This is a genomic window from Actinophytocola xinjiangensis (genome assembly GCF_001921215.1).
GTDB lineage: Bacteria > Actinomycetota > Actinomycetes > Mycobacteriales > Pseudonocardiaceae > Actinophytocola > Actinophytocola xinjiangensis.
The window spans coordinates 386,300-412,206 of sequence record NZ_MSIF01000003.1 but is presented as its reverse complement, the minus strand read 5'-3'; the positions used below and the strand labels follow the sequence as shown (position 1 = coordinate 412,206).

Annotated in this window: 25 protein-coding genes; 18 read left to right on the top strand and 7 right to left on the bottom strand. The window is 72.5% G+C overall.

Annotated features, from left to right (window positions below):
- Positions 1 to 100: 100 nt before the first annotated feature.
- Positions 101 to 1,459 carry a Pup--protein ligase gene (gene pafA / locus BLA60_RS09635; protein WP_075132433.1) on the top strand — a complete coding sequence of 453 codons (1,359 nt, stop codon included), beginning with the start codon at positions 101 to 103 and terminating at the stop codon, positions 1,457 to 1,459.
- A gap of 3 nt (positions 1,460 to 1,462) precedes the next feature.
- Here the strand turns inward: pafA and BLA60_RS09630 are convergent, their stop codons facing one another.
- From BLA60_RS09630 to BLA60_RS09620, 3 genes are all read right to left on the bottom strand, one after another.
- Complete coding sequence (locus BLA60_RS09630; protein WP_075132432.1) at positions 1,463 to 1,738, bottom strand: DUF397 domain-containing protein; 276 nt, start codon at positions 1,736 to 1,738, stop codon at positions 1,463 to 1,465.
- A complete protein-coding gene (locus BLA60_RS45395; RefSeq protein ID WP_075132431.1) occupies positions 1,632 to 2,606 on the bottom strand; it encodes a helix-turn-helix domain-containing protein in 975 nt (324 codons plus the stop codon). Before BLA60_RS45395 ends, BLA60_RS09630 begins: the two co-directional genes overlap by 107 nt.
- Positions 2,607 to 2,705: 99 nt before the next feature.
- Positions 2,706 to 4,913: an MMPL family transporter gene (locus BLA60_RS09620; protein ID WP_075132430.1), complete on the bottom strand. Its 2,208-nt coding sequence runs from the start codon at positions 4,911 to 4,913 to the stop codon at positions 2,706 to 2,708.
- A gap of 83 nt (positions 4,914 to 4,996) precedes the next feature.
- On the opposite strand from BLA60_RS09620, the gene BLA60_RS09615 reads away from it, so the two are divergent.
- From BLA60_RS09615 to BLA60_RS43085, 13 genes are all read left to right on the top strand, one after another.
- A complete protein-coding gene (locus tag BLA60_RS09615) occupies positions 4,997 to 5,698 on the top strand; it encodes a TetR/AcrR family transcriptional regulator (protein ID WP_075132429.1) in 702 nt (233 codons plus the stop codon).
- 63 nt (positions 5,699 to 5,761) lie between these two features.
- Positions 5,762 to 6,748 carry a helix-turn-helix transcriptional regulator gene (locus BLA60_RS09610; RefSeq protein WP_075132428.1) on the top strand — a complete coding sequence of 329 codons (987 nt, stop codon included), beginning with the start codon at positions 5,762 to 5,764 and terminating at the stop codon, positions 6,746 to 6,748.
- A complete protein-coding gene (locus BLA60_RS09605; protein ID WP_075132427.1) occupies positions 6,745 to 7,737 on the top strand; it encodes a helix-turn-helix transcriptional regulator in 993 nt (330 codons plus the stop codon). Before BLA60_RS09610 ends, BLA60_RS09605 begins: the two co-directional genes overlap by 4 nt.
- 64 nt (positions 7,738 to 7,801) lie before the next feature.
- Positions 7,802 to 8,065, top strand: a complete 264-nt coding sequence (locus BLA60_RS09600; RefSeq protein ID WP_075132426.1) for a bacteriophage holin — start codon at positions 7,802 to 7,804, stop codon at positions 8,063 to 8,065.
- The gene (tatA, locus tag BLA60_RS09595; RefSeq protein ID WP_075132425.1) at positions 8,058 to 8,372 is read left to right on the top strand and encodes a Sec-independent protein translocase subunit TatA; all 315 of its coding nucleotides are present in this window, start codon (positions 8,058 to 8,060) and stop codon (positions 8,370 to 8,372) included. The genes BLA60_RS09600 and tatA overlap by 8 nt, the downstream gene beginning before the upstream one ends.
- A gap of 98 nt (positions 8,373 to 8,470) precedes the next feature.
- Entirely contained in the window at positions 8,471 to 9,349 is an 879-nt protein-coding gene (gene tatC, locus BLA60_RS09590) for a twin-arginine translocase subunit TatC (protein ID WP_084734776.1), read from the top strand.
- A 7-nt stretch (positions 9,350 to 9,356) separates the two neighbouring features.
- A complete protein-coding gene (locus BLA60_RS09585) occupies positions 9,357 to 10,286 on the top strand; it encodes a diacylglycerol/lipid kinase family protein (RefSeq protein WP_425427043.1) in 930 nt (309 codons plus the stop codon).
- 67 nt (positions 10,287 to 10,353) lie between these two features.
- Positions 10,354 to 10,752 (top strand): YciI family protein, encoded by a 399-nt coding sequence (locus BLA60_RS09580; protein WP_075132423.1) that lies wholly within the window; start codon positions 10,354 to 10,356, stop codon positions 10,750 to 10,752.
- Between the two features lie 7 nt (positions 10,753 to 10,759).
- On the top strand, positions 10,760 to 12,004 hold the full coding sequence (locus BLA60_RS09575) for an RNA polymerase sigma factor (protein ID WP_075132422.1): 1,245 nt from the start codon (positions 10,760 to 10,762) through the stop codon (positions 12,002 to 12,004).
- 12 nt (positions 12,005 to 12,016) lie between these two features.
- Positions 12,017 to 14,782 carry a DEAD/DEAH box helicase gene (locus BLA60_RS09570; RefSeq protein WP_075132421.1) on the top strand — a complete coding sequence of 922 codons (2,766 nt, stop codon included), beginning with the start codon at positions 12,017 to 12,019 and terminating at the stop codon, positions 14,780 to 14,782.
- A 124-nt stretch (positions 14,783 to 14,906) separates the two neighbouring features.
- The gene (locus BLA60_RS09565; protein WP_075132420.1) at positions 14,907 to 15,575 is read left to right on the top strand and encodes a DUF4333 domain-containing protein; all 669 of its coding nucleotides are present in this window, start codon (positions 14,907 to 14,909) and stop codon (positions 15,573 to 15,575) included.
- 40 nt (positions 15,576 to 15,615) lie between these two features.
- Positions 15,616 to 16,824: a GNAT family N-acetyltransferase gene (locus BLA60_RS09560; RefSeq protein ID WP_075132419.1), complete on the top strand. Its 1,209-nt coding sequence runs from the start codon at positions 15,616 to 15,618 to the stop codon at positions 16,822 to 16,824.
- Positions 16,824 to 16,964, top strand: a complete 141-nt coding sequence (locus BLA60_RS43085; RefSeq protein WP_154814233.1) for a hypothetical protein — start codon at positions 16,824 to 16,826, stop codon at positions 16,962 to 16,964. Before BLA60_RS09560 ends, BLA60_RS43085 begins: the two co-directional genes overlap by 1 nt.
- 7 nt (positions 16,965 to 16,971) lie before the next feature.
- Here BLA60_RS43085 and BLA60_RS09555 read toward each other — a convergent pair whose 3' ends face one another.
- Entirely contained in the window at positions 16,972 to 17,904 is a 933-nt protein-coding gene (locus BLA60_RS09555) for a 5'-3' exonuclease (RefSeq protein ID WP_075132418.1), read from the bottom strand.
- 45 nt (positions 17,905 to 17,949) lie between these two features.
- Between BLA60_RS09555 and BLA60_RS09550 the strand changes: the two genes are divergently transcribed.
- On the top strand, positions 17,950 to 21,075 hold the full coding sequence (locus BLA60_RS09550; RefSeq protein WP_075132417.1) for an AfsR/SARP family transcriptional regulator: 3,126 nt from the start codon (positions 17,950 to 17,952) through the stop codon (positions 21,073 to 21,075).
- Here the strand turns inward: BLA60_RS09550 and BLA60_RS09545 are convergent.
- Both BLA60_RS09545 and BLA60_RS09540 read right to left on the bottom strand, forming a co-directional pair.
- Positions 21,059 to 21,862, bottom strand: coding sequence for an ABC transporter permease (locus BLA60_RS09545; RefSeq protein WP_075132416.1), 804 nt, complete (start codon positions 21,860 to 21,862; stop codon positions 21,059 to 21,061). The two genes, BLA60_RS09550 and BLA60_RS09545, sit on opposite strands and share 17 nt — an antisense overlap.
- Positions 21,859 to 22,827 carry an ATP-binding cassette domain-containing protein gene (locus BLA60_RS09540; protein WP_075132415.1) on the bottom strand — a complete coding sequence of 323 codons (969 nt, stop codon included), beginning with the start codon at positions 22,825 to 22,827 and terminating at the stop codon, positions 21,859 to 21,861. Before BLA60_RS09540 ends, BLA60_RS09545 begins: the two co-directional genes overlap by 4 nt.
- 118 nt (positions 22,828 to 22,945) lie before the next feature.
- Here BLA60_RS09540 and BLA60_RS09535 point away from each other — a divergent pair, with 118 nt between their 5' ends.
- Complete coding sequence (locus tag BLA60_RS09535; RefSeq protein WP_075132414.1) at positions 22,946 to 24,079, top strand: M24 family metallopeptidase; 1,134 nt, start codon at positions 22,946 to 22,948, stop codon at positions 24,077 to 24,079.
- Positions 24,076 to 24,525 carry an Lrp/AsnC family transcriptional regulator gene (locus BLA60_RS09530; RefSeq protein ID WP_075132413.1) on the top strand — a complete coding sequence of 150 codons (450 nt, stop codon included), beginning with the start codon at positions 24,076 to 24,078 and terminating at the stop codon, positions 24,523 to 24,525. The genes BLA60_RS09535 and BLA60_RS09530 overlap by 4 nt, the downstream gene beginning before the upstream one ends.
- Here BLA60_RS09530 and BLA60_RS09525 read toward each other — a convergent pair.
- On the bottom strand, positions 24,522 to 25,268 hold the full coding sequence (locus BLA60_RS09525) for a class I SAM-dependent methyltransferase (protein WP_075132412.1): 747 nt from the start codon (positions 25,266 to 25,268) through the stop codon (positions 24,522 to 24,524). The two genes, BLA60_RS09530 and BLA60_RS09525, sit on opposite strands and share 4 nt — an antisense overlap.
- A gap of 85 nt (positions 25,269 to 25,353) precedes the next feature.
- Between BLA60_RS09525 and BLA60_RS09520 the strand changes: the two genes are divergently transcribed.
- The gene (locus BLA60_RS09520) at positions 25,354 to 25,899 is read left to right on the top strand and encodes a CGNR zinc finger domain-containing protein (protein WP_075132411.1); all 546 of its coding nucleotides are present in this window, start codon (positions 25,354 to 25,356) and stop codon (positions 25,897 to 25,899) included.
- Positions 25,900 to 25,907 lie beyond the last annotated feature (8 nt).

The following is a 25,907-nucleotide window of genomic DNA, read 5'->3' as shown; positions in this document are numbered from 1 at the left end:
CTGGAAGATGGATATTGTCCCGCTGACAGGTGCATGACGCGTTCATCTCACCTCGGAGCGGTCACGGCATCTTGCGGCAAGGAAGGCCTAGGCTAAGGAAATGCAGCGGCGGATCTTCGGCATCGAAACCGAGTTCGGCGTGACCTGTACGTTTCACGGCCAGCGCAGGCTGAGCCCGGACGAGGTCGCGCGGTACCTGTTTCGGCGAGTGGTGTCCTGGGGTCGTTCCTCGAACGTCTTCCTGCGCAACGGCTCGCGCCTCTACCTGGATGTCGGCTCGCACCCCGAGTACGCGACGGCGGAGTGCGACGACCTGGTGCAGTTGGTGACGCACGACAAGGCGGGCGAGCGGATCCTGGAGGACCTGCTCGTCGACGCCGAGCGGCGGCTGGCCGACGAGGGCATCGGCGGCGACATCTTCCTGTTCAAGAACAACACGGACTCGGCGGGCAATTCGTACGGGTGCCACGAGAACTACCTGGTCACCCGGGCGGGTGAGTTCTCGCGGATCGCGGACGTGCTGCTGCCGTTCCTGGTGACCCGTCAGCTGATCTGCGGTGCCGGCAAGGTGCTGCAGACCCCGCGCGGGGCGGTGTACTGCCTGTCGCAGCGGGCGGAGCACATCTGGGAGGGCGTGTCGTCGGCGACGACCCGGTCGCGGCCGATCATCAACACCCGCGACGAGCCGCACGCCGACGCCGAGCGCTACCGGCGCCTGCACGTGATCGTCGGCGACTCGAACATGGCCGAGGCGACGACGCTGCTCAAGGTCGGCAGCGCCAACCTCGTCCTGGAGATGATCGAGGACGGCGTCCAGTTCCGGGACTTCAGCCTGGACAACCCGATCCGCGCGATCCGCGAGATCAGCCACGACCTGACCGGCCGGCGCCTGGTCCGCCTGGCCGGCGGCCGGGAGGCCTCGGCGCTGGACATCCAGCGCGAGTACTTCTCCCGCGCGGTGGAGCACGTCGCGAAGCGCTCCCCGGACCCGGTGGCCGAGCGGGTGATCGAGCTGTGGGGCCGCACCCTGGACGCCGTGGAGGCGCAGGACCTGTCGCGGATCGACCGGGAGATCGACTGGGCGATCAAGCACCGGCTGGTGGAGCGCTACCGGGCCAAGCACGGCCTGGAGCTGTCGAGTCCCCGGATCGCCCAGCTGGATCTGGCCTACCACGACATCCGCCGGGGCCGGGGCATCTTCGACCTGCTCCAGCGCAAGGACCTGGTGGCCAGGGTGACCGAGGACGGCGAGATCGAGGCCGCCAAGGACACCCCGCCCCAGACCACCCGCGCGAAGCTGCGCGGTGACTTCATCGCCGCCGCGCAGCAGGCCGGCCGGGACTTCACGGTCGACTGGGTGCACCTCAAGCTCAACGACCAGGCGCAGCGCACCGTGCTGTGCAAGGACCCGTTCCGCGCGGTGGACGAGCGGGTGGAACGCCTGATCGCGTCGCTGTAGCGGTCAGCGGGACGTGAGGAGCCGGTGCCAGGCGTTCACAGGAACGCTCAGCACCGGCCCGGCGGGGTGCTTGGAGTCGCGAACCAGCACCCCGTCACTCCACGCCACCTCCACACAGGCCGATCCCACGTCGTTGCTGTAGCTGCTCTTGTGCCACGCAACCTCCACGCAGCTAGACCCCGAGGCGCCGCTGTGGCTGCTCCTGTGCCAGGAGACCTCCACGCAGCTCGTTCCCTCGCCGCCGCTGTAGCTGCTCTTGCGCCAAGCCGACTGCGCCACTCCGTTGACTCCCTCGGTCGAACTCGTCGGCCAGACTGGCCACGAACTCCCGAGATTGTCCCTCATCCAGTGCTAGATCATCGAGCGTGGGCACCAGTTCGCCATAGCTGCACACGTGGTCGGAGTCGTCGAGGATCAGACCACCAACGCGGAAATTGTCCAGGTACACGATCGGGCGGTGTCGGTCGAACTCCATCAACTGGAACGGGCCACCGAACGCGCATCGCTCGCCGGTCGAACTGGGCACGATCCGCACCGTGACACGGTCCAATGCAGCCGTGAGCACAATGTGCAGTAGTTGCTCGTGCATGATCTTGTCGGTGCCAACCTGCAGCCGCAGTGCGTTCTCGTGGAAGTAGAAGGTGAACCGTGCGGAATCGGGCACCGACAGGATCCGCCGCCGCTGCATCCGGGTAAGGATCGCGGCTGACACACGATCCTCGGAGATGTTGGCGTTCAGGGCGGCTATGAGCGCGCGAGCATAGGCGGGTGTCTGCAACAGTCCGTGAATCACCTGTGGTTCGTAGATGGTCGAGGACTCGGCCGAGGACTCGTAGAGGATCAGGGACTGGAGTGAGCCGCCGATCCGGGCGTCCGACAGGTAGTAACCCCGGTCCAGTTCGGCCATTCTGGTGAACTCGATCAGCCGATCCAGCTCCGCTCCGGCCTTCAGGCCGCAGGAGACCGCGAACTGGATCACGTCGGTGGTGGACGAGACCCGCCCACCGTTCTCCATCCGCGAGATCGTGGTCAACGGCCAGCCCATCTTCTTCGCCAGACGCTCGGACGAGAGCCCCGACTTCTTCCGTGTCTCCCGCAGCAACCGGCCCAGATCCCGGTACGCGGCAGACGAGTGACGCATCTGCATGCGGCCAAGCTAGGCCACAATCCCGCAGACACCCGCACCCTCACCCGAACTCCACCCCATCGGCGCATGGTGCCACCTTCCTTTCCGCCCCGGGAACGGTCAGACCCTGGTCAGCTCGCGGTCGGGCGCCGGGTCGTGGCTTTCCCGCAGGCCGACGCGGTCGTGCAGGCGGCGCAGGAACGGCGGCGACCACCAAGCGGCCCGGCCGAGCAGGCGCATCCCCACCGGGACGAGGATCCCCCGGATGACCGTGGCGTCGATGAGGATCGCGAGGCCCGACCCGATGCCCAGCAGCTGGATGAAGCTGACGCCGCTGGTGCCGAAGGCCAGCAGGTTCACCGCCAGCAGCACGGCGGCCATGGTGATCAGCCGGCCGGTCCGCGACAGGCCCTGGGTGACGGCGGTGCGCTGGTCGGCGCCCAGGTCGTGCATCTCCTTGATCCGGCCGAGGACGAACACCTCGTAGTCCATCGACAGGCCGAAGACCAGGCAGAACAGCAGCACCAGCATGCTGGTGTCCAGTGGCAGCGGGGTGAAGCCGAGCCAGCCCGACAGCCAGCCCTCCTGGAACACCAGCACCATCAGGCCCAGGATCGCCGACAGGCCCAGCACGTTGAACAGCAGCGCCCGCAGTGGCTGCAACACGCTGCCGGTGAACAGGAACAGCAGCACGAACGTCGTCAGTACGATCAGGCCGGCCGCCAGGCCGAGGCGGCTGGCGATGGCGTCCTTGCTGTCCACCAGCTGCGCGGCCGGCCCGGCGACCAGCGTGTCCGGGCCGGGCAGGGCGCGGACCGTGCCGACCAGGTCCTGGCCCTGCGCCGAGTGCCCGTCGTGGGTGGTCAGGACGGTCAGCTGGTGGCGGCCGGACTCCGAGGTCAGCGCGGGGTTGCCCGGCGCGACGGCCGTTCCGGCGGCGAACGTGCCGGTGCTGGTGGTGACCGACTCGACGCCGGGGACCTCGGACAGGCGTTGGGCGTAGTCGGCCAGTTCCGTCTCGCCGGCCCGGTCGCGGGTGACCAGCCGCATGGTCCGGGACTCGTCGCCGGCGAACTCGGCCCGCAGGGTGTCGCCGACGACGCGCACGTCGGTCGTCTCCGGCAGGACCCGCTCGTCGGGGGTGCCGAACTCGACGCGCAGCAGCGGGATCGCGGCGAGCAGCAGCAGGATGACCACCGGCGCGCCGGTGAGCACCGGGCGGCTCATCGCCTTGCCGGCGATCCTGGCCCAGCGTTGCGAGACCGAGCTGGGGGAGCGCCGTGCCGACGGCAGGCGCAGCGAGTTCACCCGGTGGCCCAGGACGGCCAGCACGGCCGGCAGCACCACCAGCGCGCTGATCATCGCGATCAGCACCACGCCGATGCCGGCGTAGGCGAACGAGCGCAGGAAGTAGAGCGGGAAGACCAGCAGGGTGGCCAGCGCGGCGGCGACGGTCACCGCACCGAACATGATGGTGCGGCCGGCGGTCTCGACGGTGCGGGCGGTGGCGGTGGCCGTGTCCGAGCCCCTGGCCAGCTCCTCGCGGAAGCGGTTGACCATCAGCAGCGCGTAGTCGATGCCCAGGCCGAGGCCCAGCGCGGTGGTCAGGTTGACCGCGTAGATCGACACGTCGGTGGCCGAGCCGATGACCGACAGCACCGCGAACGTGCCGACCACCGCGATCAGGCCGACGACCAGCGGCAGCAGCGCGGCCACGAGACTGCCGAACACGATCACCAGCAGCACCATGATGATCGGCACGGCGATGGTCTCGGCCACCGCCAGGTCGCCGCCGACCTGGTCGCCGATGTCGGTGCCGATGGCCTGGGGTCCGCCGACGGTGACCGTCAGGTCGCCCTCGCTGGTCCCGTAGCGCTCGCGCAGGTCGAGCACGGCCTCGTCGCCGGCGTCGCCGGTGAGGGCGGCGACCGCGATGGCGTGCCGGCCGTCCTCGGAGCGCATCGCCGGCGCGTCGGTCGTGAAGTAGGACGCGACGTCGGTGAGCGCGGGGTCGGCCGCCAGCCGCTCGCTGAGCGCGGCGCCGGCCGAGCGTGCGGCCGGGTCGTCGACACCGCCGTCACCGGTGTCGTCACCGTTGTCGTCACCGGCGCTCATCAGGAACACGACGTCGGTGCCGCCGCCGAACTCCTGGTCGACCAGTTCTTGGGCCTGGCTGGACTCCGAGGCGGGGTCGGCGAAGCCCCCGTCGGTCTGGAGCTTGCCGAACGCGGTGAAGCCGAGGGCGCCCGCGGCCACGACCACCAGCGCTGACAGCACGAGGATCGTGCGCGCCCGGCGGGCGGCGAAGCGCCCCAACCGACTGAACATGAGGACTCCCCTTGATGTGTACAGCCGTAAACTTGTCGCCTGTTAACTTGTCACGCATGTTGACTGGTGTCAACATCGGTCTCATGGAATCCTCAGGGTCGGCGACGGCGCGCAAGCGCCCGTACCACCACGGCGACCTGCGGAACGCCCTGGTCACCGCCGCCGCGACGCTCGCGGCCGAAGGCGGCCCGGACTCGGTGTCGATCCGCGCGGCCGCCCGCATGGTCGGGGTCACGCCCACCGCCGCCTACCGGCACTTCGCCGGCCAGGACGAACTGCTGGGCGCCGCCAAGGACCGCGCGCTGGCCGAGCTGACCGACGCGATGACCAAGGAACTCGCCGCGCGCCCGAAGTCCTCCGACCCGGTCCGCTACGCCCTGGGCAGCCTGGCCGCGCTGGGCAGGGGCTACGTGAGCTTCGCCCGCTCCCGGCCCGGCCTGTTCCGCACGGTCTTCTTCTGGGAGGGCTCCACCAGCGAGTTCCTGGAGGAGGAGGACCGCCCGCCCAACAACCCGTTCCAGCTGCTGCTCAGCTCGCTGGACGAACTGGTCGCCGTCGGCTACCTGAGCCAGGAGCGGCGCCGCATGGCCGAGTACACCGCCTGGGCCATGGTCCACGGGCTCGCCGTGCTCTTCGACGGCCCGCTGCGCGACCTGCCCACCGAGATCCGCGACGAGGCCCTCGTCCAGTCGATGGTCACCTTCGCCCACGGGCTGTCCGCCAGCGGCCTGACCCCGGCCCAGGAGAACCTGCTCACCGACGAGATGCGCACCCTCACCCGGTAGGAGTCGCGACCCGTGGGCGAGTTGCCGGCAACGCCGGGAACCAGTCGGGCTAGAGTTCGAAACGTGTCCGTCGCGCGCGCCGAACGACTGGTGAACCTCGTGCTGTGCCTGCTGTCCACCCGGCAGTACCTGCCGGCCGAGCGCATTCGCGCGATCGTGGCCGGCTACGCCGACGCGCCGTCCGACGAGGCGTTCTTCCGGATGTTCGAGCGCGACAAGACCGAGCTGCGTGACCTGGGCATTCCGCTGGAGTTCGGCCGCAACCGGGCCGTGGACGCCGACGACGGCTACCGCATCGCCCGCCGCGACTACGAGCTCGGCGACATCGACCTGCGGCCCGACGAGGCCGCCGCCGTGGCCCTGGCCGTGCGGCTGTGGGACTCCCCGGAGCTGACCGGCGCCGCCGCCGGCGCGCTGCTCAAGCTGCGGGCCGCCGGTGTCGACGTCGACCAGGGCGTGCCCTCGGTCGTCGAGCCGAAGGTCCGCACCACCGAGCCGGCGTTCGGGCCGCTGCTGGCCGCCGTCCAGTCCGGCCGGGCGGTCCGCTTCGACTACCGCCGGCCCTCGCCGGCCGAGCTGCGCACCCGCACCCTCGAACCCTGGGGCGTGGTGTCCTGGCGCGGCCGCTGGTACGTCGTGGGCCACGACCGCGACCGGGACGCGCCGCGCTGCTTCCGGCTGACCCGCATCGTCGGCGAGGTCACCGCGTTCGGCCCGAACGGCGTGGTCGAACGGCCGACCGACGTCGACCTGCTCGACTTCGTCTCACACAGCGGCGACAGCCCGCCGGACACCACGACCGTGCGGCTGTGGGTGGCCAAGCGGCGCGCCGCCGGCCTGCGCCGCCACGCCACCGTCGTCGGCGAGCAGACCATCGACGACACCGAGGGTGACCTGCTCGAACTGGACCTCGACCACCCCGATTCGGCGGCCGGCTGGATCGCCGGCTACGGGGAGGACGCCCTGGTCATCGAGCCGGAGATCCTGCGCAAGACCGTGCACGAGCGGCTGCTGGCTGCGGCCGCCGGAGGGAGTGGGGAGGGGACGTGAGTTCGTCGCAGGACCGGTTGCCGCGCCTGTTGGCGTTGGTGCCCTACCTGATCGCCCGGCCGGGGATCCGGGTCGACGAGGCCGCCGCCGATTTCGGCGTGCCGGCCCGTCAGCTGCGCAAGGACCTCGAACTGCTGTGGATGTGCGGGCTGCCCGGCTACGGCCCCGGCGACCTGATCGACCTGTCCTTCGAGGGCGACACCGTCTCGGTCAGCTTCGACGCCGGCATGAGCCGCCCGCTGCGGCTGACCGGCACCGAGGCCTCGGCCCTGCTGGTCGCCCTGCGCGCGCTGCTGGACGCCCCCGGCGTGGCCGACGGTCCAGGCGCGGCCGACGCCGACGCGGTGCGCCGCGCCGTCGCCAAGATCGAGGCGGCCGCCGGGCAGGCCCGGCCGGCCGGCGTCGCCGTCGGCCTCGGGGTGCGCGAGGGCGAGACCACGGCCCGGTCACGGCGGGTCGTGCAGGGCGCGCTGACCGACGGTCGCGCGCTGCGGATGACCTACTACACCGCGTCCAAGGACCAGGTCACCGAGCGCACGGTCGACCCGATGCGACTGCTGATCGTCGAGGGCCGCAGCTACCTGGAGGCCTGGTGCCGGCGGGCCGAGGCGGTGCGGTTGTTCCGGCTGGACCGGATCGACGACGTCACCGAACTGGCCGAACCGGCCGCGCCGCCGCCCTACGCCGAGCAGACCGACACCACCGCCGGCCTGTTCCGCGAGCGGCCCGACCACGAGGTCGCCCAGCTGGTGCTGGCCCCGGACGCGCGCTGGATCTCCGAGTACTACCCGGTCGAACGGGTCACCGAGCTCGACGACGGCCGGCTGCGGATCCGGATGCGTTACGCCGACCACTCGTGGATGGTGCGCCTGCTGCTGGGCCTGGGCGGGGACGTGGTCGTCGAACAGCCGCGCTCGCTGGCCGCCGGCCTGCGCGAGCGGGCCAGACGGGCCCTGGAACGCGCCGGACAGCTGGCCGTTACCCCGTGATCGGACAAAAGCAGGGTGGCGTCGTCCCCACGGAGGGCACCTGGCCACTACGGTGTGAACTGTGATGTCGTACCTGCCGGCCATCGTCGTGGTCGTCGTGGGGTTGGCGCTGCTCGGTGCGCTGGTCATCCGGGGCCTGCGGCACGTCCGCCGGTTCGGGACCGTCGCGTCGGCGTCCAACGCCCGGCTCAGCGACCGGACCGGCCACCTCAAGGCGCGGTCAGCCGCGCTGCGGGTTGCGATCAAGGAGACCCGCGCACGGGTGAAGCACACCCCGGTTGACGTACCATCGGTGCGCCGGGGGAGACAGGAGGAATACCGTGGGTAGTTTGGGTGTGCCCGAGCTCTTGATCATCGCTGGCGTGATCGTCCTGCTCTTCGGGGCCAGGAAGCTGCCGGAGATGGCGCGTTCGATCGGCAAGTCGGCCAAGGCGTTCAAGGAGGAGACCAAGGGCATGCGGGGCGGTGACGACGGCGACACCGCCGAGACCACCACCCAGACGCCGACGGCACAGGCGACCGTTCAGCCTCAGGCGCAGCTGCCGCAGTCCCAGCCGCCGGTGCCCAACACCTCCCAGCAGGTCAACGGCACGCATCCGGCTGAGCAGTCACAGCAGAACAAGAACGCCGGCTGAGAGACAGGTTCACGGTGGCGCCCAAACCGCTCCGCCGGGACGGAAGTCGACGCGACAAGAAGCGTCTGCGGAGCCGTCGGCACAATCCCGACGGCACCATGACCCTTCGGGACCACCTGTACGAGCTGAAGCACCGGCTGGGGCTGGCGTTGCTGGCCCTGGTCGTCGGCGCGATCCTCGGCTTCCTGTGGTTCGAGTGGAGAGTCGGCCCGATCCCGTCACTCAGCAATCTGTTGATGGACCCGTACTGCGCGTTGCAGGCCGGCACGGAACGGTTCGAGCCCAACGCCGGCAAGTGCCAGCTGCTGCAGACCAAGCCGTTCGAGGCCTTCCTGATCCGGTTCAAGGTCGGTCTGGCGGCGGGTGCCGTGCTGACCAGCCCGTTCTGGCTCTACCAGATCTGGGCGTTCATCACCCCGGGGCTGTACGACAACGAGCGCAAGTTCACCCGCATCTTCGTGTTCCTCGCGTCGTTCCTGTTCGTCACGGGCGCGGTGCTGGCCTACTACGTCGTGCCCAAGGGCCTGTCGGTGCTGGTCAGCTTTGGTGGTGAGGCTTTCGTTACCGCCTTGGCCGCGAACGACTACATCTCGTTCGTGCTGGTGATGCTGATGATCTTCGGTGTGAGCTTCGAGCTGCCGCTGTTGATCACCATGCTGAACCGGATCGGCGTGCTGCCCTACCGCAACCTCAAGAACTGGCGTCGGGGGATCATCTTCGCGTTGTTCGTGTTCGCCGCGGTCGCCACCCCGGGCACCGACCCGATCGGCATGCTAGCCCTCGCGGTGTCCATGACCCTGCTGTTCGAGCTGGCCACCCAGCTCGCGCGGATCCACGACCGGAAGGCGGCGCGCCAGGCGGTCGCCGAAGGCTGGGGCGACGCCGAGGACTACGACCTCAAGCCGGAGGACCTGGAGGACAAGCCGGGCAAGAAGAAGGCCGACTCCGCCCCGTCCGGCCTCGACGACGTCACCTGACGGGCGCGTGGCAGGGATCAGGGCCGCGGTGGTCGTGCACCCGGCGTCCGGCCGAGGCCGGGCCGGTCGGGTCGCCGACATCGTGGCCACCCGATTACAGGACCAGGTCGGTGACCTGATCACCGACCTGGTCACCGTCCGGGTGAACACGGTCGAGGAGTCCCGGCGGCTGATGGGCCGCGCCCATGACGCCGGGCTGGACCTCGTCGTGGTGGTCGGCGGCGACGGCTCGGCCCACCAGGGCGTCCAGTTCTGCGCCGAGCGGGACGTGGCGCTGGCCGTGATCCCGGCCGGCACCGGCAACGACCTCGCCCGCACCCTCGGCGCCCCGGCCGACCCGGTCGCGGCGGCCGACGCCCTGGTCGAGGACCTGTTGGCCGACCGGTTCACCCGGATCGACCTCGGTCGGATCGAGGGCGAGCCGGCGGGGTCCCGGTGGTTCGCCGGCGTGCTGTGCGCCGGGTTCGACTCCGCGGTCAACGAGCGGGCCAACCGGATGCGCTGGCCGTCCGGCCCACGCCGCTACGACCTGGCGATCGTCGCCGAGATGGCGCGGCTGCGCCCCGGGCGGCTCACCGTCGAGCAGGACGGCGTCCGCACCGAGGGCGAGGCCACCCAGATCGCCGTGGGCAACATCCGCCACTACGGCGGCGGCATCCCGATCTGCCCGGCCGCCGACCCCACCGACGGCCTGTTCGACCTCACCCTGGTCGGCCCGGCCAGCCGGCTGGACCTGGTGCGGATGCTGCCCGGTCTGCGTACCGGTCGCCACGTCGAACACCCGGCGGTGACCACCTCGCGCGCCGGGCGGGTGCGGCTGGGGGAGGCCAACGGCTGGGTCGCCTACGCCGACGGGGAGCGGATCGGCCCGCTGCCGGTCGAGGTCACCTGCGTCCCGAAGGCGTTGAACGTTGTCGGGCGGGTCGTGTCGGATTAGGTCTCGTGGTCTCGACGTCTCGGGCGGACGGGCACCATGGGGGTGCCCGCGCCGGGAGGAGACCACCGTGAAGTACCTGATCCTGACCTACGGCTCGCAGCGTGACTTCGACGACCTGGCCGGGCGGTCGGCCACGCCCTGGTCCCAGGAGGACGTCGCCGCGCTGCACCAGTTCATGACCGAGTTCACCAAGGACCTGGAGGAGACCGGCGAGCTGGTGGAGACCCGGGGCCTGCCCGCGCCGGTGCACACCCGCCGCGTCCAGCTGGTCGACGGCGCGCCGGTGGTCACCGACGGTCCCTACGCCGAGACCCAGGAGGTCATGGCCGGCTTCTGGGTCGTTGACTGCGCGAGCTACGACCGCGCCACCGAGCTCGCCGCGAAGCTGACCCGCTGCCCGGGGACCCGGCTGGGCGAGTACATCGACGTGCGGCCCATCGTGGACTCGATCGACGACCTGGGCTGAGCCGGCCGTGACCGAGCGCATCGAGGACCTGCTGCGTGAGCTGGCGCCGCAGGTCCTCGGCGCGGTCGTCCGCCGCTACGGCCACTTCGACACCGCCGAGGACGCCACCCAGGAGGCGCTGCTGGCGGCGGTGACCCAGTGGCCGCGCGAGGGCGTTCCGGACAACCCGCGCGCCTGGCTGGTGACCGTCGCCGCCCGCCGGCTCACCGACCTGCTGCGCAACGAGCAGGCCCGCCGACGGCGCGAGGACACCGTGGCCGGCCGGGCACTGCCCGACGGCTCGCTGGTGCCTGACGCGGACGACACGCTGATCCTGCTGTTCCTGTGCTGCCACCCGGCGCTGACCCCGGCGTCGCGGATCGCGCTCACGCTGCGGGCGGTCGGCGGCCTGACCACCGCGGAGATCGCCCGCGCGTTCCTGGTGCCCGAGCCGACGATGAGCCAGCGGATCACCCGGGCCAAGCGCACCCTCGGCACGCTCGGCGCCCCGTTCGCCCCGCCGCCCGACCGGGACGAGCGGCTGACCTCGGTGCTGCACGTGCTGTACCTGGTGTTCACCGAGGGTTACGCCGCCACCTCGGGCCCCGACCTGCACCGTGTCGAGCTGTCCGCCGAGGCGATCCGGCTGGCCAGGATCCTGCACCGCCTGCTGCCCGAGAACCCCGAGGTCACCGGGCTGCTGGCGCTGATGCTGCTCACCGACGCCCGCCGACCGGGCAGGACAGGGCGCCACGGCGAGCTGGTGCCGCTGGCCGAGCAGGACCGTTCCCGCTGGTTGGCCGCCTCGATCACCGAGGGCGTGGCGCTGATCACCGACGCCCTGCCGCGCGGCGTGACCGGGCCCTACCAGCTCCAGGCCGCGATCGCCGCCGTGCACGCCGAGGCGCCCAGCTCCGAGGAGACCGACTGGCTCCAGATCGCCGCCCTCTACGAGCTGCTGCGCCAGGTGTCGGACAACCCGGTCGTGGCGCTCAACCAGGTGGTCGCGATCGCCATGGCCCACGGCCCGGCCACCGGCCTGGCCAGGCTGGACCGGGTGGCCGCCGACGAGCGGCTGGCCGGCGACCACCGGCCGCTGGCCGTGCGTGCCCACCTGCTGGAACTGTCCGGCGAGCCGGCCGCCGCCCGCGAGGCCTACCTGGCGGCGGCCGACCGGGCGTTGAGCCTGCCCCAACGGCGCTACCTCACCGACCGGGCGGCCCGGCTGACCTCGGACGAGGGCGCCCCGCGACCCGATGTCGGCATCATGTGAAAGTCTTGGGGGGTGGCCAGCAGCCCTTCTCCGTCACCGGCCGAGGCCTACGCGGCGTCCCGCCGCCGGTCCAGCCACCCCCAGCTGACCGAGTTCGCCGGGGGACTGCCCTTCGAGCTCGACCCCTTCCAGGACCAGGCGTGTGCCGCGCTGGAGGACGGGCACGGGGTCCTCGTGTGCGCGCCGACCGGGGCCGGCAAGACCGTCGTCGGTGAGTTCGCCGTGCACCTGGCCCTGACCGAGGGCCTCAAGTGCTTCTACACCACGCCGATCAAGGCGCTGTCGAACCAGAAGTACGCCGACCTCGTCGAACGCCACGGCCAGGACAACGTCGGCCTGCTCACCGGGGACTCGTCGGTCAACGGCAACGCGCCGGTCGTGGTGATGACCACCGAGGTCCTGCGCAACATGCTCTACGCCGGCTCGGCGACCCTCGACGGCCTGGGCTACGTGGTGATGGACGAGGTGCACTACCTCGCCGACCAGTTCCGGGGCGCGGTGTGGGAGGAGGTGATCCTGCACCTGCCGGAGTCGGTGCGGCTGATCAGCCTGTCCGCGACCGTGAGCAATGCCGAGGAGTTCGGCGACTGGCTGGTCGAGGTGCGGGGCGACACGACCGTCGTGGTCGACGAGCACCGGCCGGTGCCGCTGTGGCAGCACATGATGGTCACCGGGCGCCTGCTGGACCTGTTCACCGGCAGCGACGCCGACGGCGCGCCGCGGATCAACCCGAACCTGTTGCGCCGCACCGAGGACGCCGGCGCCCAGGCGTGGGCCGGGCCGCGCAACCGGGGCCGGCGCGGCGCGCCGCCGCGCGGGCCGAGGTTCCGGCCACCGTCGCGGGTGGACGTGGTGACCCGTCTGGACGGCGCGGGGCTGCTGCCGGCGATCGTGTTCGTGTTCAGCCGGGTGGGCTGTGACGCGGCGGTCGCCCAGTGCACCCGGTCGGGCCTGCGGATGAACACCGATTCCGAGGTCGCCGAGATCCGCCGGATCGTCGAGCACCGCACCAGGGACCTCAACGACGCCGACCTGCGGGTGCTCGGGTACTGGGAGTGGCGCGAGGCCCTGGAGCGCGGTTTCGCCAGCCACCACGCGGGGCTGCTGCCGGCGTTCAAGGAGACCGTCGAGGAGCTGTTCCTGCGCGGCCTGGTGAAGGTCGTGTTCGCCACCGAGACCCTGGCGCTGGGCATCAACATGCCGGCCCGCACGGTCGTGCTGGAGCGGCTGGTCAAGTACAACGGCGAGGCGCACGTCGACCTGACGGCGGGGGAGTACACCCAGCTCACCGGGCGCGCGGGGCGCCGGGGGATCGACGTCGAGGGCCACGCCGTGGTGGTGTGGCAGCCCGGGGTCGACGCCAAGCACGTCGCCGGCCTGGCCTCCACCAGGACCTATCCGCTGCGCTCGTCGTTCCGCCCGGCCTACAACATGGCGGTCAACCTCGTCGACCGGCTCGGCGCCGACGCGGCCCGGGACCTGCTGGAGCAGTCCTTCGCCCAGTTCCAGGCCGACCGGTCGGTGGTCGGCCTGTCCCGGCGGATCGAACGCAACCGCGAGGCGCTCGCCGGCTACGAGCGTTCGATGACCTGCCACCTCGGTGACTTCGCCGAGTACGCCGAGCTGCGGGCGAAGCTGTCCGACCGGGAGAAGGCGTTGTCCCGCAAGAACGCCTCGGCCAGGCGCGCGGAGGCGGCCCGGTCCCTGGAGGCGCTGCGCCGGGGCGACGTGATCGCCGTGCCGGCCGGGCGGCGCTCTGGCCTGGCGATCGTGGTCGACCCCGGCCTCGATCCGATGGGCGAGCCGAGGCCGCTGGTGCTGACCGAGGACCGCTGGGCCGGGCGGCTGTCGGTGTCGGACTTCCCGACGCCGGTCGAGGCGCTGGGCCGGGTGAAGCTGCCCAAGCAGGTCGACCTGCGCTCGCCGCGTTCGCGCCGCGACCTGGCCGCGACGCTGCGCAACACCGGCATCGAGGTGCCGGGCCGGGACCGGCGGCGCGGCGGCGTCGACGAGGACGGCGAGCTGAACGCGTTGCGCCGGGCGCTGCGCGCGCATCCCTGCCACGGCTGCGACGACCGCGAGACGCACGCCAGGTGGGCCGAGCGGCACCGCCGGCTGGCTGGCGAGACCCGGCAGCTGGAGCAGAAGGTCGCGGCCACCACGCACTCGCTGGCCCGCGCGTTCGACCGGATCCGCGCGCTGCTCACCGAACGCGGCTACCTGGCCCGCGAACAGGGCGAGGACGGTCCCGAGGACGTCGTCACCGGGCACGGCCGCTGGCTGGCCCGCCTTTACAGCGAGTCCGACCTGCTGGTCGCCGAGTGTCTGCGCAACGGCGTCTGGGACGGCCTGGACGCGCCGGAGCTGGCGGCGGTGGTCTCGGCGCTGGTGTACGAGTCGCGCCGCGACGGGCCGAGCGAGCCGAGGGTGCCGGCCGGCGCGGTGACCGACGTCCTGGCCGAGACGATGCGGCTGTGGTCGGAGCTGGAGCACGACGAGCGGCGGCACAAGCTGGAGCGGACCCGCCAGCCCGACGCCGGGTTCGCGTGGACGGCCTACCGCTGGGCGCGCGGGGAGTCGCTGGAGCGCGTGATGACCGCGGCCGAGTCGGCCGGCGCCGAGATCTCCGCCGGGGACTTCGTGCGGTGGTGCCGGCAGGTGATCGATCTGCTCGACCAACTGCGCGACGTGACCGGCACCGGGCACCCGGTGGGCGCCTCGGCGGCCGAGGCGGTACGCGGGATGCGTCGCGGTGTCGTCGCTCTCGGTGTGAGCTGATGGGCCAGACGGGCGGAATTACGTGGCCCAACACACCGTGAATACACCTGCCGCTATGGTTTGATCGCGCCAAACGGCAGCGCAGAGCCGATGAGAAACCCCGATTTTTTCGCGGAGGCGAACCATGACCAGTCCCTACGGGCCTCCCGGTGGGAACGACCCACAGCAGCAGTGGGGACAGCAGCCCTACGGCGGTGCTCCCGCGTCCGGCACGCCCTCCGGCGGGTTCCCTGCCCAGGGGCCTGGTCAGGGCGGTTACGGCCAGCCGCAGCAGCAGCCGTACGGCCAGCAGCCGCAGCAGCCCTACGGGGGCTACGGCCAGCAGCAGCCGACCCAGCAGTACCCGGGCGGCTACGGTCAGCAGCCCACCCAGCAGCAGCCCTACGGCGGGTACGGCCAGCAGCAGGGGCAGTACCCGGGCCAGCAGCAGCCCTACGGCCAGCAGCCGCAGAAGAAGGGCGGCGGCGCGTGGATCTGGATCGTGGTGGTGGTCGTCGTGCTCGCGGCCGGCGCGTTCGGTGTGCTCGGCTTCGTCGCCCCGGGTTTCCTCAACACCAAGGTCTTCGACGAGAGCGCCCTTGAGGGCGACGAGGGCGTGAAGAAGATCCTGGTCAACGACTACGACGTGCCGGCGGACAAGATCGAGGGCGTCGACTGCCCGGCCGAGCAGAAGGTCGCCGCCGGCGAGAGCTTCTCCTGCAAGGTGACGATCGACGGCGAGGAGCAGAGCGTCACCATCAAGATCGTCGACGACGAGGGCAAGTACGAGGTCAGCACGCCCAACGCGGGGTAATTGAGTCGCGGCGCACGCCGGGGTCGACCATCATCGGCCGGTGAGCTTCGAGTACCGGGTCGTCAAGGACGACGAGTTGCGTGCGGCGGACGCCGTGTTCCACGAGGCGCTGCACAACGAGCCGCCCAACGACGAGAAGTGGCCGACCGTGAGCCGGTGCTACGAGCCCGGCCGCACGGTCGGCGCGTTCGCCGGGGACACGGTGGTCGGCTCGGCGATGTCGCTGGCCAGTGACCTGACCGTGCCGGGCGGTGCGGTGGTGCCGATGGCCGCGGTGAGCGGGGTCGGGGTGCGCGCGGACCACCGCCGCCGGGGGGCGCTGACCGGCATGATGCGTCGTCAGCTGAAGGAGTGCGCGGCCGCCGGTGACGTGCTGGCCACCCTGCACGCGTCCGAGCCGATGATCTACGGCCGGTACGGCTACGGCCTGGCCACGCTCACCCGCATCATCCGGGTCCGGTCCGCGCGGGCCACGATGCGTCCGGGGGTGCCGACGGCCGGCACGGTGCGTTTCCTGACCAGGGACGAGGCGCTGACCCTGTTGCCGCAGGCCTATCCCCGGTTGCGCGGGGAGCGGGTCGGCATGATGGGCCGGCCGCCGGCGTGGTGGGCCATCTCCTACGAGAGCCGCATGGAGCGCGGCTACTTCCGGGTCGCCGCGCACCACGACCACGACGGCCGGATCGACGGCATGGTCGGCTACCGCCCGGTGGAGATCCAGTCCGACGACCCGAGGATCGGCACCGGGATCGCCGTGCTGGACTTCGTCGGCGAGAACCAGGCCGTGGAGAACGACCTGTGGGGCTTCCTGCTCGGCATCGACCTCGTCGAGGAGGTCACCGTCTACGCGCGCCCGTCCGACGATCCGATCGGCGCGGCCCTCACCGACTTCCACGCCATCCGCAGCGACCAGGACGACGACCTGTGGCTGCGGGTGATCGACGTGCCGGCCGCCCTCGCCGCCCGCACCTACGGTCACGCCGACGCGGTGGTGGTCGAGGTGGTGGATCCGTTGCTGGCCGGCAACTCCGGCAACTACCTGATCGGCCGGGCCGGCGCCGAACCGACCACGGCCAAGCCGGACCTGACGGTCGGGGTGGAGGAGCTGGGGATGCTCTACCTCGGCACCTGGCGCCCGTCGTCGCTGGCCGGGATCGGCCGGATCACCGTGCACGACCAGGACGCGCTGCCACGCGCCGACCGCCTGTTCGCCACGGACCGCCCCGCCTGGTGCGGTAGCTTGTTCTGATGCTCGCGCGGATCCTCGCCAAGGCCAACGCCACGGCCGTCGTCACGGTGGCGGCGTTGACGTTGCTGCTCACCGCGTGCGGCCCGGCGGAGGACACCGGCCCTGACCTGTCCCGGTTCGCGGTCCCCGGCGGCCCGTGACGGCCGGTCAGCCGGGCAGGGCGGCCAGCAGGCGGTCGATCGACGCGCCGAGATCCCACTTCTCCTGGAGCATCCGGACCCGGTCGAGGTCGCGCGGCGTCGACGGCACGGTGTCGTCGCGGTCGACGGTGACGTCGGCGTCCAGGGCCACCCGCACGACCCTCGGGGCGGCGGCGACGTAGTCGGCGGCGTCGGCCAGGGCGGTCTTCACCCGTAGCGGCACCAGTTTGTCGTCGGCGGCCGCGGCGGCGAGCAGGCCGTCCAGGGAGCCGAAGCGGGTGATCAGCTTCGCGGCGGTCTTCTCGCCGACGCCGGTGACGCCGGGCAGGCCGTCGGACGGGTCGCCCCGCAGCAGGGCCATGTCGGCGTAGGCGGGGCCGCTGTTGTCCGCCGGCAGGTCGTAGCGGGCGGCCAGTTCGCGCGGGCCGAGCGCCTCCACCTTCGCCCAGCCCCGGCCGACGTAGAGCACGGTGACCGGGGTCGGTTCGTCGCGGACCACCTGGAACAGGTCGCGGTCACCGGAGACGACCTCGACCGGGTCGGTGGCCTCCCTGGCGACCAGCGTGCCGATCACGTCGTCGGCCTCGTAGCCGGCGGCTTCGGCGGTGGCCAGGCCGAACGCGTCCATGACGTCGAGGATGATCGGCACCTGTGGGGTCAGGTTGTCCGGCACCTCCTCGACGTTGTTCACCGGGTCGGCCAGGCGGTGCGCCTTGTAGGAGGGCAGCGCCTCGACCCGGAAGGCCGGCCGCCAGTCGGCGTCCAGGCACGCCACCAGCCGCGACGGCCGGCGGTCGTTGAGGATGCGCGCGACGGTGTCGGTGAACCCGCGCACCGCGTTGACCACCGTGCCGTCCGGCGCGGTCAACGAGTCCGGCAGGGCGTAGTACGAACGGAAGTACAGGCTGGCCGCGTCCAGCAGCGCGAGGGGACCACTCACGGGCGCCAGCCTGCCACGTCCGGCCGGAGGAGCAGAATTGACCACGTGCGCATCGCGATGCTCGGCCCGCTGGAGGTGCTGGCCGACGACGGGACGCCGGTGGAGGTCACCGGCGCCCGGCTGCGCGCGCTGCTGATCGCGCTGGCGCTGGACCCCGGGCGGGCGGTGAGCACCGAGCGGCTGATCGACGACGTGTGGGCGCGGCGTCCGCCGGCCGAGGCCGGCAACGCGTTGCAGGCGCTGGTTTCTCGGCTGCGGCGGGCACTGCCCGAGCCGGTCGTCGAGTCCGGGCCCGCCGGCTACCGGCTGGCGGTCGAGCCGGCCGCCACCGACGTGCACCGCTTCGAGACGCTGGCCGCCGCCGGCCGGGTCCGGGAGGCGCTGGACCTGTGGCGCGGGGAGGCGCTGGCCGACGTGAACGGCGCGCCGTTCGCCAGGGCGCCGAGGGCCCGGCTGGACGAACTGCGGCTCGCCGCGCTGGGCGACCGGATCGAGGCCGACCTCGCCGCCGGCGCCCCCGACCTGGTCGCTGAGCTGGAGGCGCTGGTCGCCGAGCACCCGCTGCGCGAGCGGTTCGCCGGGCTGCTGATGCGCGCGCTGACCCTGGCGGGGCGTTCCGGTGACGCGCTGGCCGTCTACGCGCGGACGAGCGAGGCGCTGGCCGCCGAGCTGGGCACCGACCCGTCCCCGGAGCTCTCGGCGCTGCACCTGGAGGTGCTGCGCGGCGACTCCGAGCCGCGCCGCCGGCACACGAACCTGCGGGCCGCGCTGACCAGCTTCGTCGGCCGGGACACCGACCTGGACCGGGTGTCGGCGATGGTCGCGGAGTCCCGGCTGGTCACGTTGACCGGCCCCGGCGGTTCCGGCAAGACCCGGCTGGCCACCGAGGTCGCCCGGGGGCAGCTGAGTCGGCTGGGCGACGTGTGGCTGGTGGAGCTGGCGCCGGCCGACGGCACCGACCTGGCGCAGACCGTGCTGACCGCGCTCGGCCTGCGGGCGCACACCCTGCCCGGTCACGGCGGTTCGGTCGTCGGCGAGCCGGTCGACCGGCTCGCGGCGGCGCTGTCCACCCGGCCGCTGCTGCTGGTGCTGGACAACTGCGAGCACGTCGTCGAGGCCGCCGCCGCGCTGGCCGACCGGCTGCTCGGCGAGTGTCCGCACCTGCACGTCCTGGCCACCAGCCGGGAGCCGCTGGGCATCACCGGGGAGGCGCTGTGGCCGGTCGACCCGCTGCCGCTCCCGCCGGTGGGGGCCGACGCGCGGGAGGCGATGACCTACCCGGCGATGCGCCTGCTGGCCGACCGCGCCGCCTCCGCCCGGCCGGCGCTGCGGGTGGAGGACGACACGGCCGCCACGATGGTCCACATCTGCCGTGCCCTGGACGGCATGCCGCTGGCGATCGAGCTGGCCGCCGCGCGGCTGCGGACGATGTCGCCCGAGCAGGTCGCCGCCCGCCTCGACGACCGGTTCCGGCTGCTCACCGGTGGCAGCCGGATGGCGCTGCCCCGGCACCAGACGCTGCGCGCGGTCGTCGACTGGAGCTGGGACCTGCTCGACGACGCCGAACGCACCCTGCTGCGCCGGCTGGCGGTGTTCTCCGGCGGCGCCACCCTGGAGGCCGCCGAGCGGGTCTGTGCCGGTGACGGGCTGGCCGCCGAGCGGGTGCTCGACGTGCTGACGGCGCTGGTCGACAAGTCGCTGGTGGCCGTGGTCGGCGACCGGTACCGGCTGCTGGAGACGATCCGGGCCTACGGGTGGGAGCGGCTGGCCGAGGCGGGGGAGCGGGACCTGGCCCGGCGCGCGCACCTGGCGTACTTCGTGTGGCTGGCCGAGTTGGCCGAGCCCCACCTGCTGCGCGCCGAGCAGCTGGAGTGGCTGGACCGGCTGGAGTCCGACGACGACAACCTCACCTCGGCGCTGCGCTGCGCGGTCGCTCTGGGGGACGCCGAATCCGCCGCCCGGATCTTCGCCGACGTCGGCTGGTACTGGTGGTTGCGCGGCAACAAGACCGACGGCGCGGAGCTGGCCGCCGAGGTGCTGGCGATGCCGCTGGCGGAGGTGTCCGACGAGGTGCTCGGCAAGGCCTACGGGCTGGCCGCGTTGATCGCGCTGGACGGCCCGCACGCCCACGACCGGGCCGGGGAGTGGTTCGCCGGCGCGGTCGAGCACGCCGGCCGGGCCGACCACCGGGGGCACCCGCTGCTGCGGCTGATGACCCCGCTCGACGAGCTGTTCCGGGACGACGGCTGGCCGGACGGGTCGACCTGGACCTCCAAGATCGACGCGCTGGCCGGCGACGAGAACGCGTGGGTGCGCGGCACGGCCCTGGTCATGCGGGCCCACGCGGTGCTCAACGCCGGCCGCGAGCACGACGTGGCCGAGGCCGACTTCCGGCGCGGGCTGGCCGCGTTCGAGTCGGTCGGCGAGCGGTGGGGGATGTCGTTCACGCTGTGCTCGCTGGCCGACATGCTCGCCTGGCGCGGTGAGCTGGCGGCGGCGGCCGACTCCTACCGGGACGCGATCCGCCTGCTGGGCCAGCTCGTCGTCAACGAGGACCTGGTGCGCTACCGGCTCAAGCTGGCGTCGCTGCTGGTCCAGCTCGACCGGACCGAGGAGTCGGCCGAGGCGCTCGCCGAGGCGCAGCGCGACGCCGACGAGGGTGGGCTGCCGGAGTGTCTGGCCGCCGTCGCGGCGACCAGGGCCGACCTCGCCCGCCGGCGCGGTGAGCTGGACGTGGCCCTCGCCCAGGCGCGGCGGGCGGCGGCGCTGGTCGAGCACGCGACCGTCCCGCCGCAGGCCCGCGCGCTGGTGTACACGGCGCAGGGCTACCTGGCCACCGCCGCCGGGGCGCACGACGCCGCCGGTGGATACCACGCGCTGGCCGTGGACTGGGCGTTGCGCTCCCACGACGCCCCGGTCGTCGCCGAGGTCCTGGTCGGTGTGGCCGACGCCAGCCTGGCCGGCGGGAACCCCCGGCACGCCGCCGCGCTGCTCGGCGCCAGTGACGCGGTCCGTGGGGTCCCCGACCGGTCGTTGGTGGACGGGCGGCGGGTGGCGGCGGCGGTCCGCGAGGCACTGGGCGAGCAGGTGTTCGCCGAGTGCGCGGCGCGGGGCGCGACCGCCACCATGGAGTCCGTCCGGGAGCTGGCGGGTCTCACACCCGCCGTCTGAACGCGCGCACCGCGAGCGGGGCGACGACGACCAGGATGCCGGCCGCCCACAGCAGCGAACCGGTGACCGGGCCGGCCACCGGGCCGCCGACCAGCAGGCCGCGCACCGCGTCGGCGACCAGCGTGACCGGGTTGACGTCGACGATCCCGCGCAGCCAGCTCGGCATGGTGTCGACCGGGACGAACGCGTTGGACACGAACGTCAGCGGGAACATCACCGCCATCCCGAAGATCATCACCTTCTCCGGCTCGCTGACCAGCATGCTGACCAGCACCGACAGCCAGGAGAACGCCATCGCCAGCACGAGCACCAGCACGACGGCGCCCAACGCGCCGGCCGGCGAGGTGCCGATCCGGAAGCCCATCACCGCGCCGAGACCCAGCAGCAGGCCCATCGACCAGAGCTGCTTGACCATGTCGGCCGCGATCCGCCCGGACAGCGGCGCCCAGCGGGCGATCGGCAGGGTCCGCAGCCGGTCGAACACGCCCTTGGTCACGTCGGTGTTCAGGCCGATGCCGGTGTTGAGCGTGCCGAACAACGCGTTCTGCACGATGATCCCCGGCAGGGCGAAGGTCAGGTAGTCGCCGGGCGAGCCGGAGATCGCGCCGCCGAACACGTAGGTGAACAGCAGCAGGAACATGATGGGCTGGATGCTGTAGTCGATCAGCTCCATCGGGTTGTGCTTGATCTGGACCAGCGTGCGCCAGGACAGCGAGGCGCTCTGCCGCAGACCCTCGACCGGGCGCACCCGGGGTGACAGGACGGGCGTGTCCAGGGCGGTCGTCATGCCGGTACTCCTTCGGTTTCGGTGACGGTCTCGTCCTCGGCGCGGTGACCGGTCAGCGCCAGGAACACCTCGTCGAGGCTGGAGTCCCGCAGGGCCAGCTCGGCGATCCGCACCCCGGCGTGGTCGAGCCGGCGGACCAGCGCGGGCAGCGCCGCCGGGTCGGTCACGGTCGCGATGATCCGGCCGTTGTCGACCTCCGGCGCCGAGCCGGCCAGTTCGGTGACGATGCCGGTGACGGCCGCCAGGTCGGCGGGGTCGGCCGGCCGCACGACCAGCGGCTGCGCCCCGGTGCGGGCCTTGAGCTCGGCGGGCGTGCCGCTGGCGATGACCCGACCGTGGTCGACCACGGCGATCCGGTCGGCCAGCTGGTCCGCCTCGTCGAGGTACTGGGTGGTGAGCAGGACGCTGACCCCGTCGGCGACCAGCTCCCGGACGATCTGCCACAGGCGAAGGCGGCTGCGCGGGTCCAGGCCGGTGGTCGGCTCGTCGAGGAACAGCACGCGCGGCGCGCTGACCAGGCTGGCCGCCAGGTCCAGGCGCCGGCGCATGCCGCCGGAGTAGGTCTTGGCGGCGCGGCCACCGGCGTCGGCCAGGTCGAAGCGTTCCAGCAGGTGCCTGGCCCGCTGCCGGGCGTCGGCCCGGGACAGGCCGAGCAGCCGGCCGATGAGCAGCAGGTTCTCGGCGCCGGTGAGCATCTCGTCGACCGAGGCGTACTGCCCGGTGAGCCCGATGAGCTGGCGGACCTGGTGGGCCTCGCGGACCACGTCGTGGCCGCAGACCTGCGCGTGTCCGGAGTCCGGACGCAGCAGCGTGGTCAGCACGCGCACGGCGGTGGTCTTCCCGGCCCCGTTGGGGCCGAGCAGACCCAGCACGGTGCCGGCCGGCACCGCGAGGTCGACGCCGTCGAGCGCGACCGTCTCCCCGAACCGCATGGCCAGTCCCTCGGCCAGCACGGCGTTTCGCATGGTGGATCCCCTCGTGAGTAGGTTCTCCCGACGACCTTGCGCGTGGCCGGTGACAGCCGGCTGACACGCGCCGGCCGATCGCTGAGATCCGGCTGATACCGGCGACTAGGCTTGGGACATGGCGAACACCGTTTCCCCGGTCGACCCGTCGGCGCTGCGCGCGAGGCTGGAGCGGGCCGCCCGCGCCGCCGGCGCCGCCGGGGTGGACGCGCTGCTGATGGCGCCCGGCTCGGACCTCACCTACCTGCTCGGCGGCACCGGAACCTCCTTCGAGCGGCTGACCTGCCTGGTCGTGCCGGCCGGCGGTGCGCCGGTGCTGGTGGTGCCCAAGCTGGAGGCGCCCGGCTACGACGGGGTGCCGACCGACGCGCTGGGCGTGGAGGTGGCCACCTGGGTCGACGGCGAGGACCCGTTCGCGCTGGTCGCGTCGCGGCTGGGCGGGCCGTCGCGGGTGGCGGTCGGGGACATGATGCCGGCGCTGCACGTGCTGGGGCTGCGCGGCGCGATGCCGGACGCGGCCCAGGAGCTGGCCGGGCCGGTGCTGCGTGAGCTGCGGATGCGCAAGGACGCCGCCGAGGTCGCGGCGCTGCGCCGGGCGGGGGCGGCGATCGACCGGGTGCACGCCAGGATGGCGGAGTTCCTGACGGTCGGCCGGACCGAGGCCGCGATCGGCGCGGACATCGCCGAGGCGATCGTGGCCGAGGGGCACACGGTCGCCGAGTTCGTCATCGTCGGGTCGGGGCCCAACGGCGCCAGCCCGCACCACAGCCTGTCCGACCGGGTGGTCCGGGCCGGTGACGTGGTCGTGATCGACATCGGGGGGCCGACGGCCGAGGGCTACTGCTCGGACAGCACCCGCACCTACGTGATGGGCGAGCCGTCGCAGTCCGACGTCGTGGCGACCTACGCGGTGCTGCGGGACGCGCAGGCGGCGGCGGTGGCGGCCGTGCGGCCGGGGATCGCCGCGCAGGACGTGGACGCGGCCGCCCGCTCGGTGATCACCGACGCCGGGTTCGGTGAGTACTTCATCCACCGCACCGGCCACGGCATCGGCCTGGACGTGCACGAGGACCCGTACATCGTCGGCGGCAACCGGCTGGTGCTGGAGCCGGGGATGGCGTTCAGCGTCGAACCGGGGATCTACCTGCCTGGCCGCTGGGGGGCGCGGATCGAGGACATCGTGGTGGTCACCGAGGACGGTGTGGAGTCGCTGAACAACCAGTCGCACGACCTGGTCGTGCTCCCGGCATGACCGAACTGGAGCAGATCGACCAGGCGATCACCCGGGAACTGGCCTCCGACGGGCGGTGCAGCTTCACCGACCTCGCCGAGCGGGTGGGGTTGTCGGTGTCGGCGGTGCACCAGCGGGTGCGGCGGCTGGAGCAGCGCGGGGTGATCCGCGGGTACGCCGCCCGGCTCGACGGCGAGTCGATCGGGTTGCCGCTGACGGCGTTCATCTCGCTGACCCCGATCGACCCGGCCGCGCCGGACGACTACCCGTCGCGGTTGCAGGACATCCGCGAGATCGAGTCGTGCTACTCGGTGGCGGGGGAGGAGTCCTACATCCTGCTGGTGCGGGTGGCGTCCCCGGCCGCGTTGGAGGACCTGCTGCGGCGGGTCCGGGAGGCGGCCAAGGTGTCCACCCGCACGACGGTGGTGCTCTCCACGCCCTACGAGGGCCGTTCGCCCGCCATCTAGCGGACGCCGACGAGGACGTGGTCGTCGCCGAACTGCCACACGGGGGCGGCTTCGGCGAACCCGGCGTCGCGCAGGAGTTGGGCGTGCTGGACGACGGTGAGGCCGTTCTCGCCGCTGTGCGCGATGGTGTCGGCGGAGCGGCGTTCGAGCAGCGGGGCGAGTTCCTCGTCCTGCTGGAGGGCCTGCCACCAGCCGGCCCAGTCCTCGTTGGTGTGCGTGCCGACGCGGGTGGTGCGGTGTTCGCGCACGGCGTCGGCGATGGCGTCGATGGCGGGGGTGCCCAGGCCGAGGTGGTCGGCGTTGACGAACACGCCGCCGGGGCGCAGCCGTTGGGCCAGCGTGCGGTAGAGGGCGGCGAGCGCGTCGGGGGTCAGCCAGTGCAGCGCGGTCGAGGAGACGGCGGCGTCCCACGGCCCGTCGAGGCCGGTGCGTTCGGGCCAGGTGGGGTCGGCGAGGTCGGTCTGGACGAGGCGGACCCGGGGGCCGGCGTTGGCGGTGCCCAGGCCCAGCAGCAGCGGGTCGGCGTCGACGCCGACGATCTCGGCGGCGGGCAGGGCATCGGAGAGCCGGGCGGACAGCGAGCCGGGGCCGCAGCCGAGGTCGACGACCCTGGCGGGTTCGGTGCCGACGACGGCCCGGACCACGTCGATCACCACGCGGAACCGCTCCTCGCGGTCGGGGACGTAGCGCTCCTGCTGGGCGTCCCACCGTTGGACCCACCGCTGGGCGGTCGTCGCGCGCATCGCAGCCTCCGTAACTGTTGTTATGCTATTCGTCAGTGACGCTAACCGTCAGGGAGTAACTGGTCAAGTGGAATTCGACAGTCATATGAGCGACGTGGTCGGCACGGTCGTGACCCTGGTCAACGACGTGACCCCGGGGGAGCGGCGCGGCCGCGCCTACCGGCCCGGCGACCTCGTCACCGCCGTCCGTGACGCCCTGCCCCCAGCACGCACCCCGGACCACCCGACCGCGCCGGAGGCCGACGAACTCGCCGGCTGGGCGGCCAGGCTGCGTCAGGTGGTCGAACTGGTCGACGCCGGTGAGCTGGACCAGGGCTGCGCCGCGCTGAACACGATCATGCGCGAGACCGCCGCCATGCCGACCCTGTCCCGGCACGACGGCGAGCCGTGGCACCTGCACTTCCACAGCGCCGAGGCGGCCTGGGCGGTGAGCTGGGCGGCGTCGCTGGCCACCGCCCTCGCGGTCGTCCTCGGCAACGCGGCGGTCGACCGGCTCGGGATCTGCAACGCCCCGGCCTGCGACCGGGTCTACATCGACGTCTCCCGCAACGGCACCCGCCGGTTCTGCTCCACCGCCTGCCAGAACCGCGTCAAGGCCGCCGCCTTCCGTGCCAGGAAGTCCACCCCCTGAGCCGTCTG

Excerpts from the sequence above, each read along its gene's own strand:
- BLA60_RS09615 (WP_075132429.1), top strand. The coding sequence starts at position 4,997 with ATGGAATCCTCAGGGTCGGCGACGGCGCGCAAGCGCCCGTACCACCAC.
- BLA60_RS09600 (WP_075132426.1), top strand. The coding sequence starts at position 7,802 with ATGTCGTACCTGCCGGCCATCGTCGTGGTCGTCGTGGGGTTGGCGCTG.
- BLA60_RS09530 (WP_075132413.1), top strand. The coding sequence starts at position 24,076 with ATGACCGAACTGGAGCAGATCGACCAGGCGATCACCCGGGAACTGGCC.
- pafA (WP_075132433.1), top strand. The coding sequence starts at position 101 with ATGCAGCGGCGGATCTTCGGCATCGAAACCGAGTTCGGCGTGACCTGT.
- BLA60_RS45395 (WP_075132431.1), bottom strand. The coding sequence starts at position 2,606 with ATGCAGATGCGTCACTCGTCTGCCGCGTACCGGGATCTGGGCCGGTTG.
- BLA60_RS09540 (WP_075132415.1), bottom strand. The coding sequence starts at position 22,827 with ATGCGAAACGCCGTGCTGGCCGAGGGACTGGCCATGCGGTTCGGGGAG.
- BLA60_RS09545 (WP_075132416.1), bottom strand. The coding sequence starts at position 21,862 with ATGACGACCGCCCTGGACACGCCCGTCCTGTCACCCCGGGTGCGCCCG.
- BLA60_RS43085 (WP_154814233.1), top strand. The coding sequence starts at position 16,824 with ATGCTCGCGCGGATCCTCGCCAAGGCCAACGCCACGGCCGTCGTCACG.
- BLA60_RS09525 (WP_075132412.1), bottom strand. The coding sequence starts at position 25,268 with ATGCGCGCGACGACCGCCCAGCGGTGGGTCCAACGGTGGGACGCCCAG.
- BLA60_RS09520 (WP_075132411.1), top strand. The coding sequence starts at position 25,354 with ATGAGCGACGTGGTCGGCACGGTCGTGACCCTGGTCAACGACGTGACC.
- tatC (WP_084734776.1), top strand. The coding sequence starts at position 8,471 with ATGACCCTTCGGGACCACCTGTACGAGCTGAAGCACCGGCTGGGGCTG.
- BLA60_RS09535 (WP_075132414.1), top strand. The coding sequence starts at position 22,946 with ATGGCGAACACCGTTTCCCCGGTCGACCCGTCGGCGCTGCGCGCGAGG.
- BLA60_RS09620 (WP_075132430.1), bottom strand. The coding sequence starts at position 4,913 with ATGTTCAGTCGGTTGGGGCGCTTCGCCGCCCGCCGGGCGCGCACGATC.
- BLA60_RS09565 (WP_075132420.1), top strand. The coding sequence starts at position 14,907 with ATGACCAGTCCCTACGGGCCTCCCGGTGGGAACGACCCACAGCAGCAG.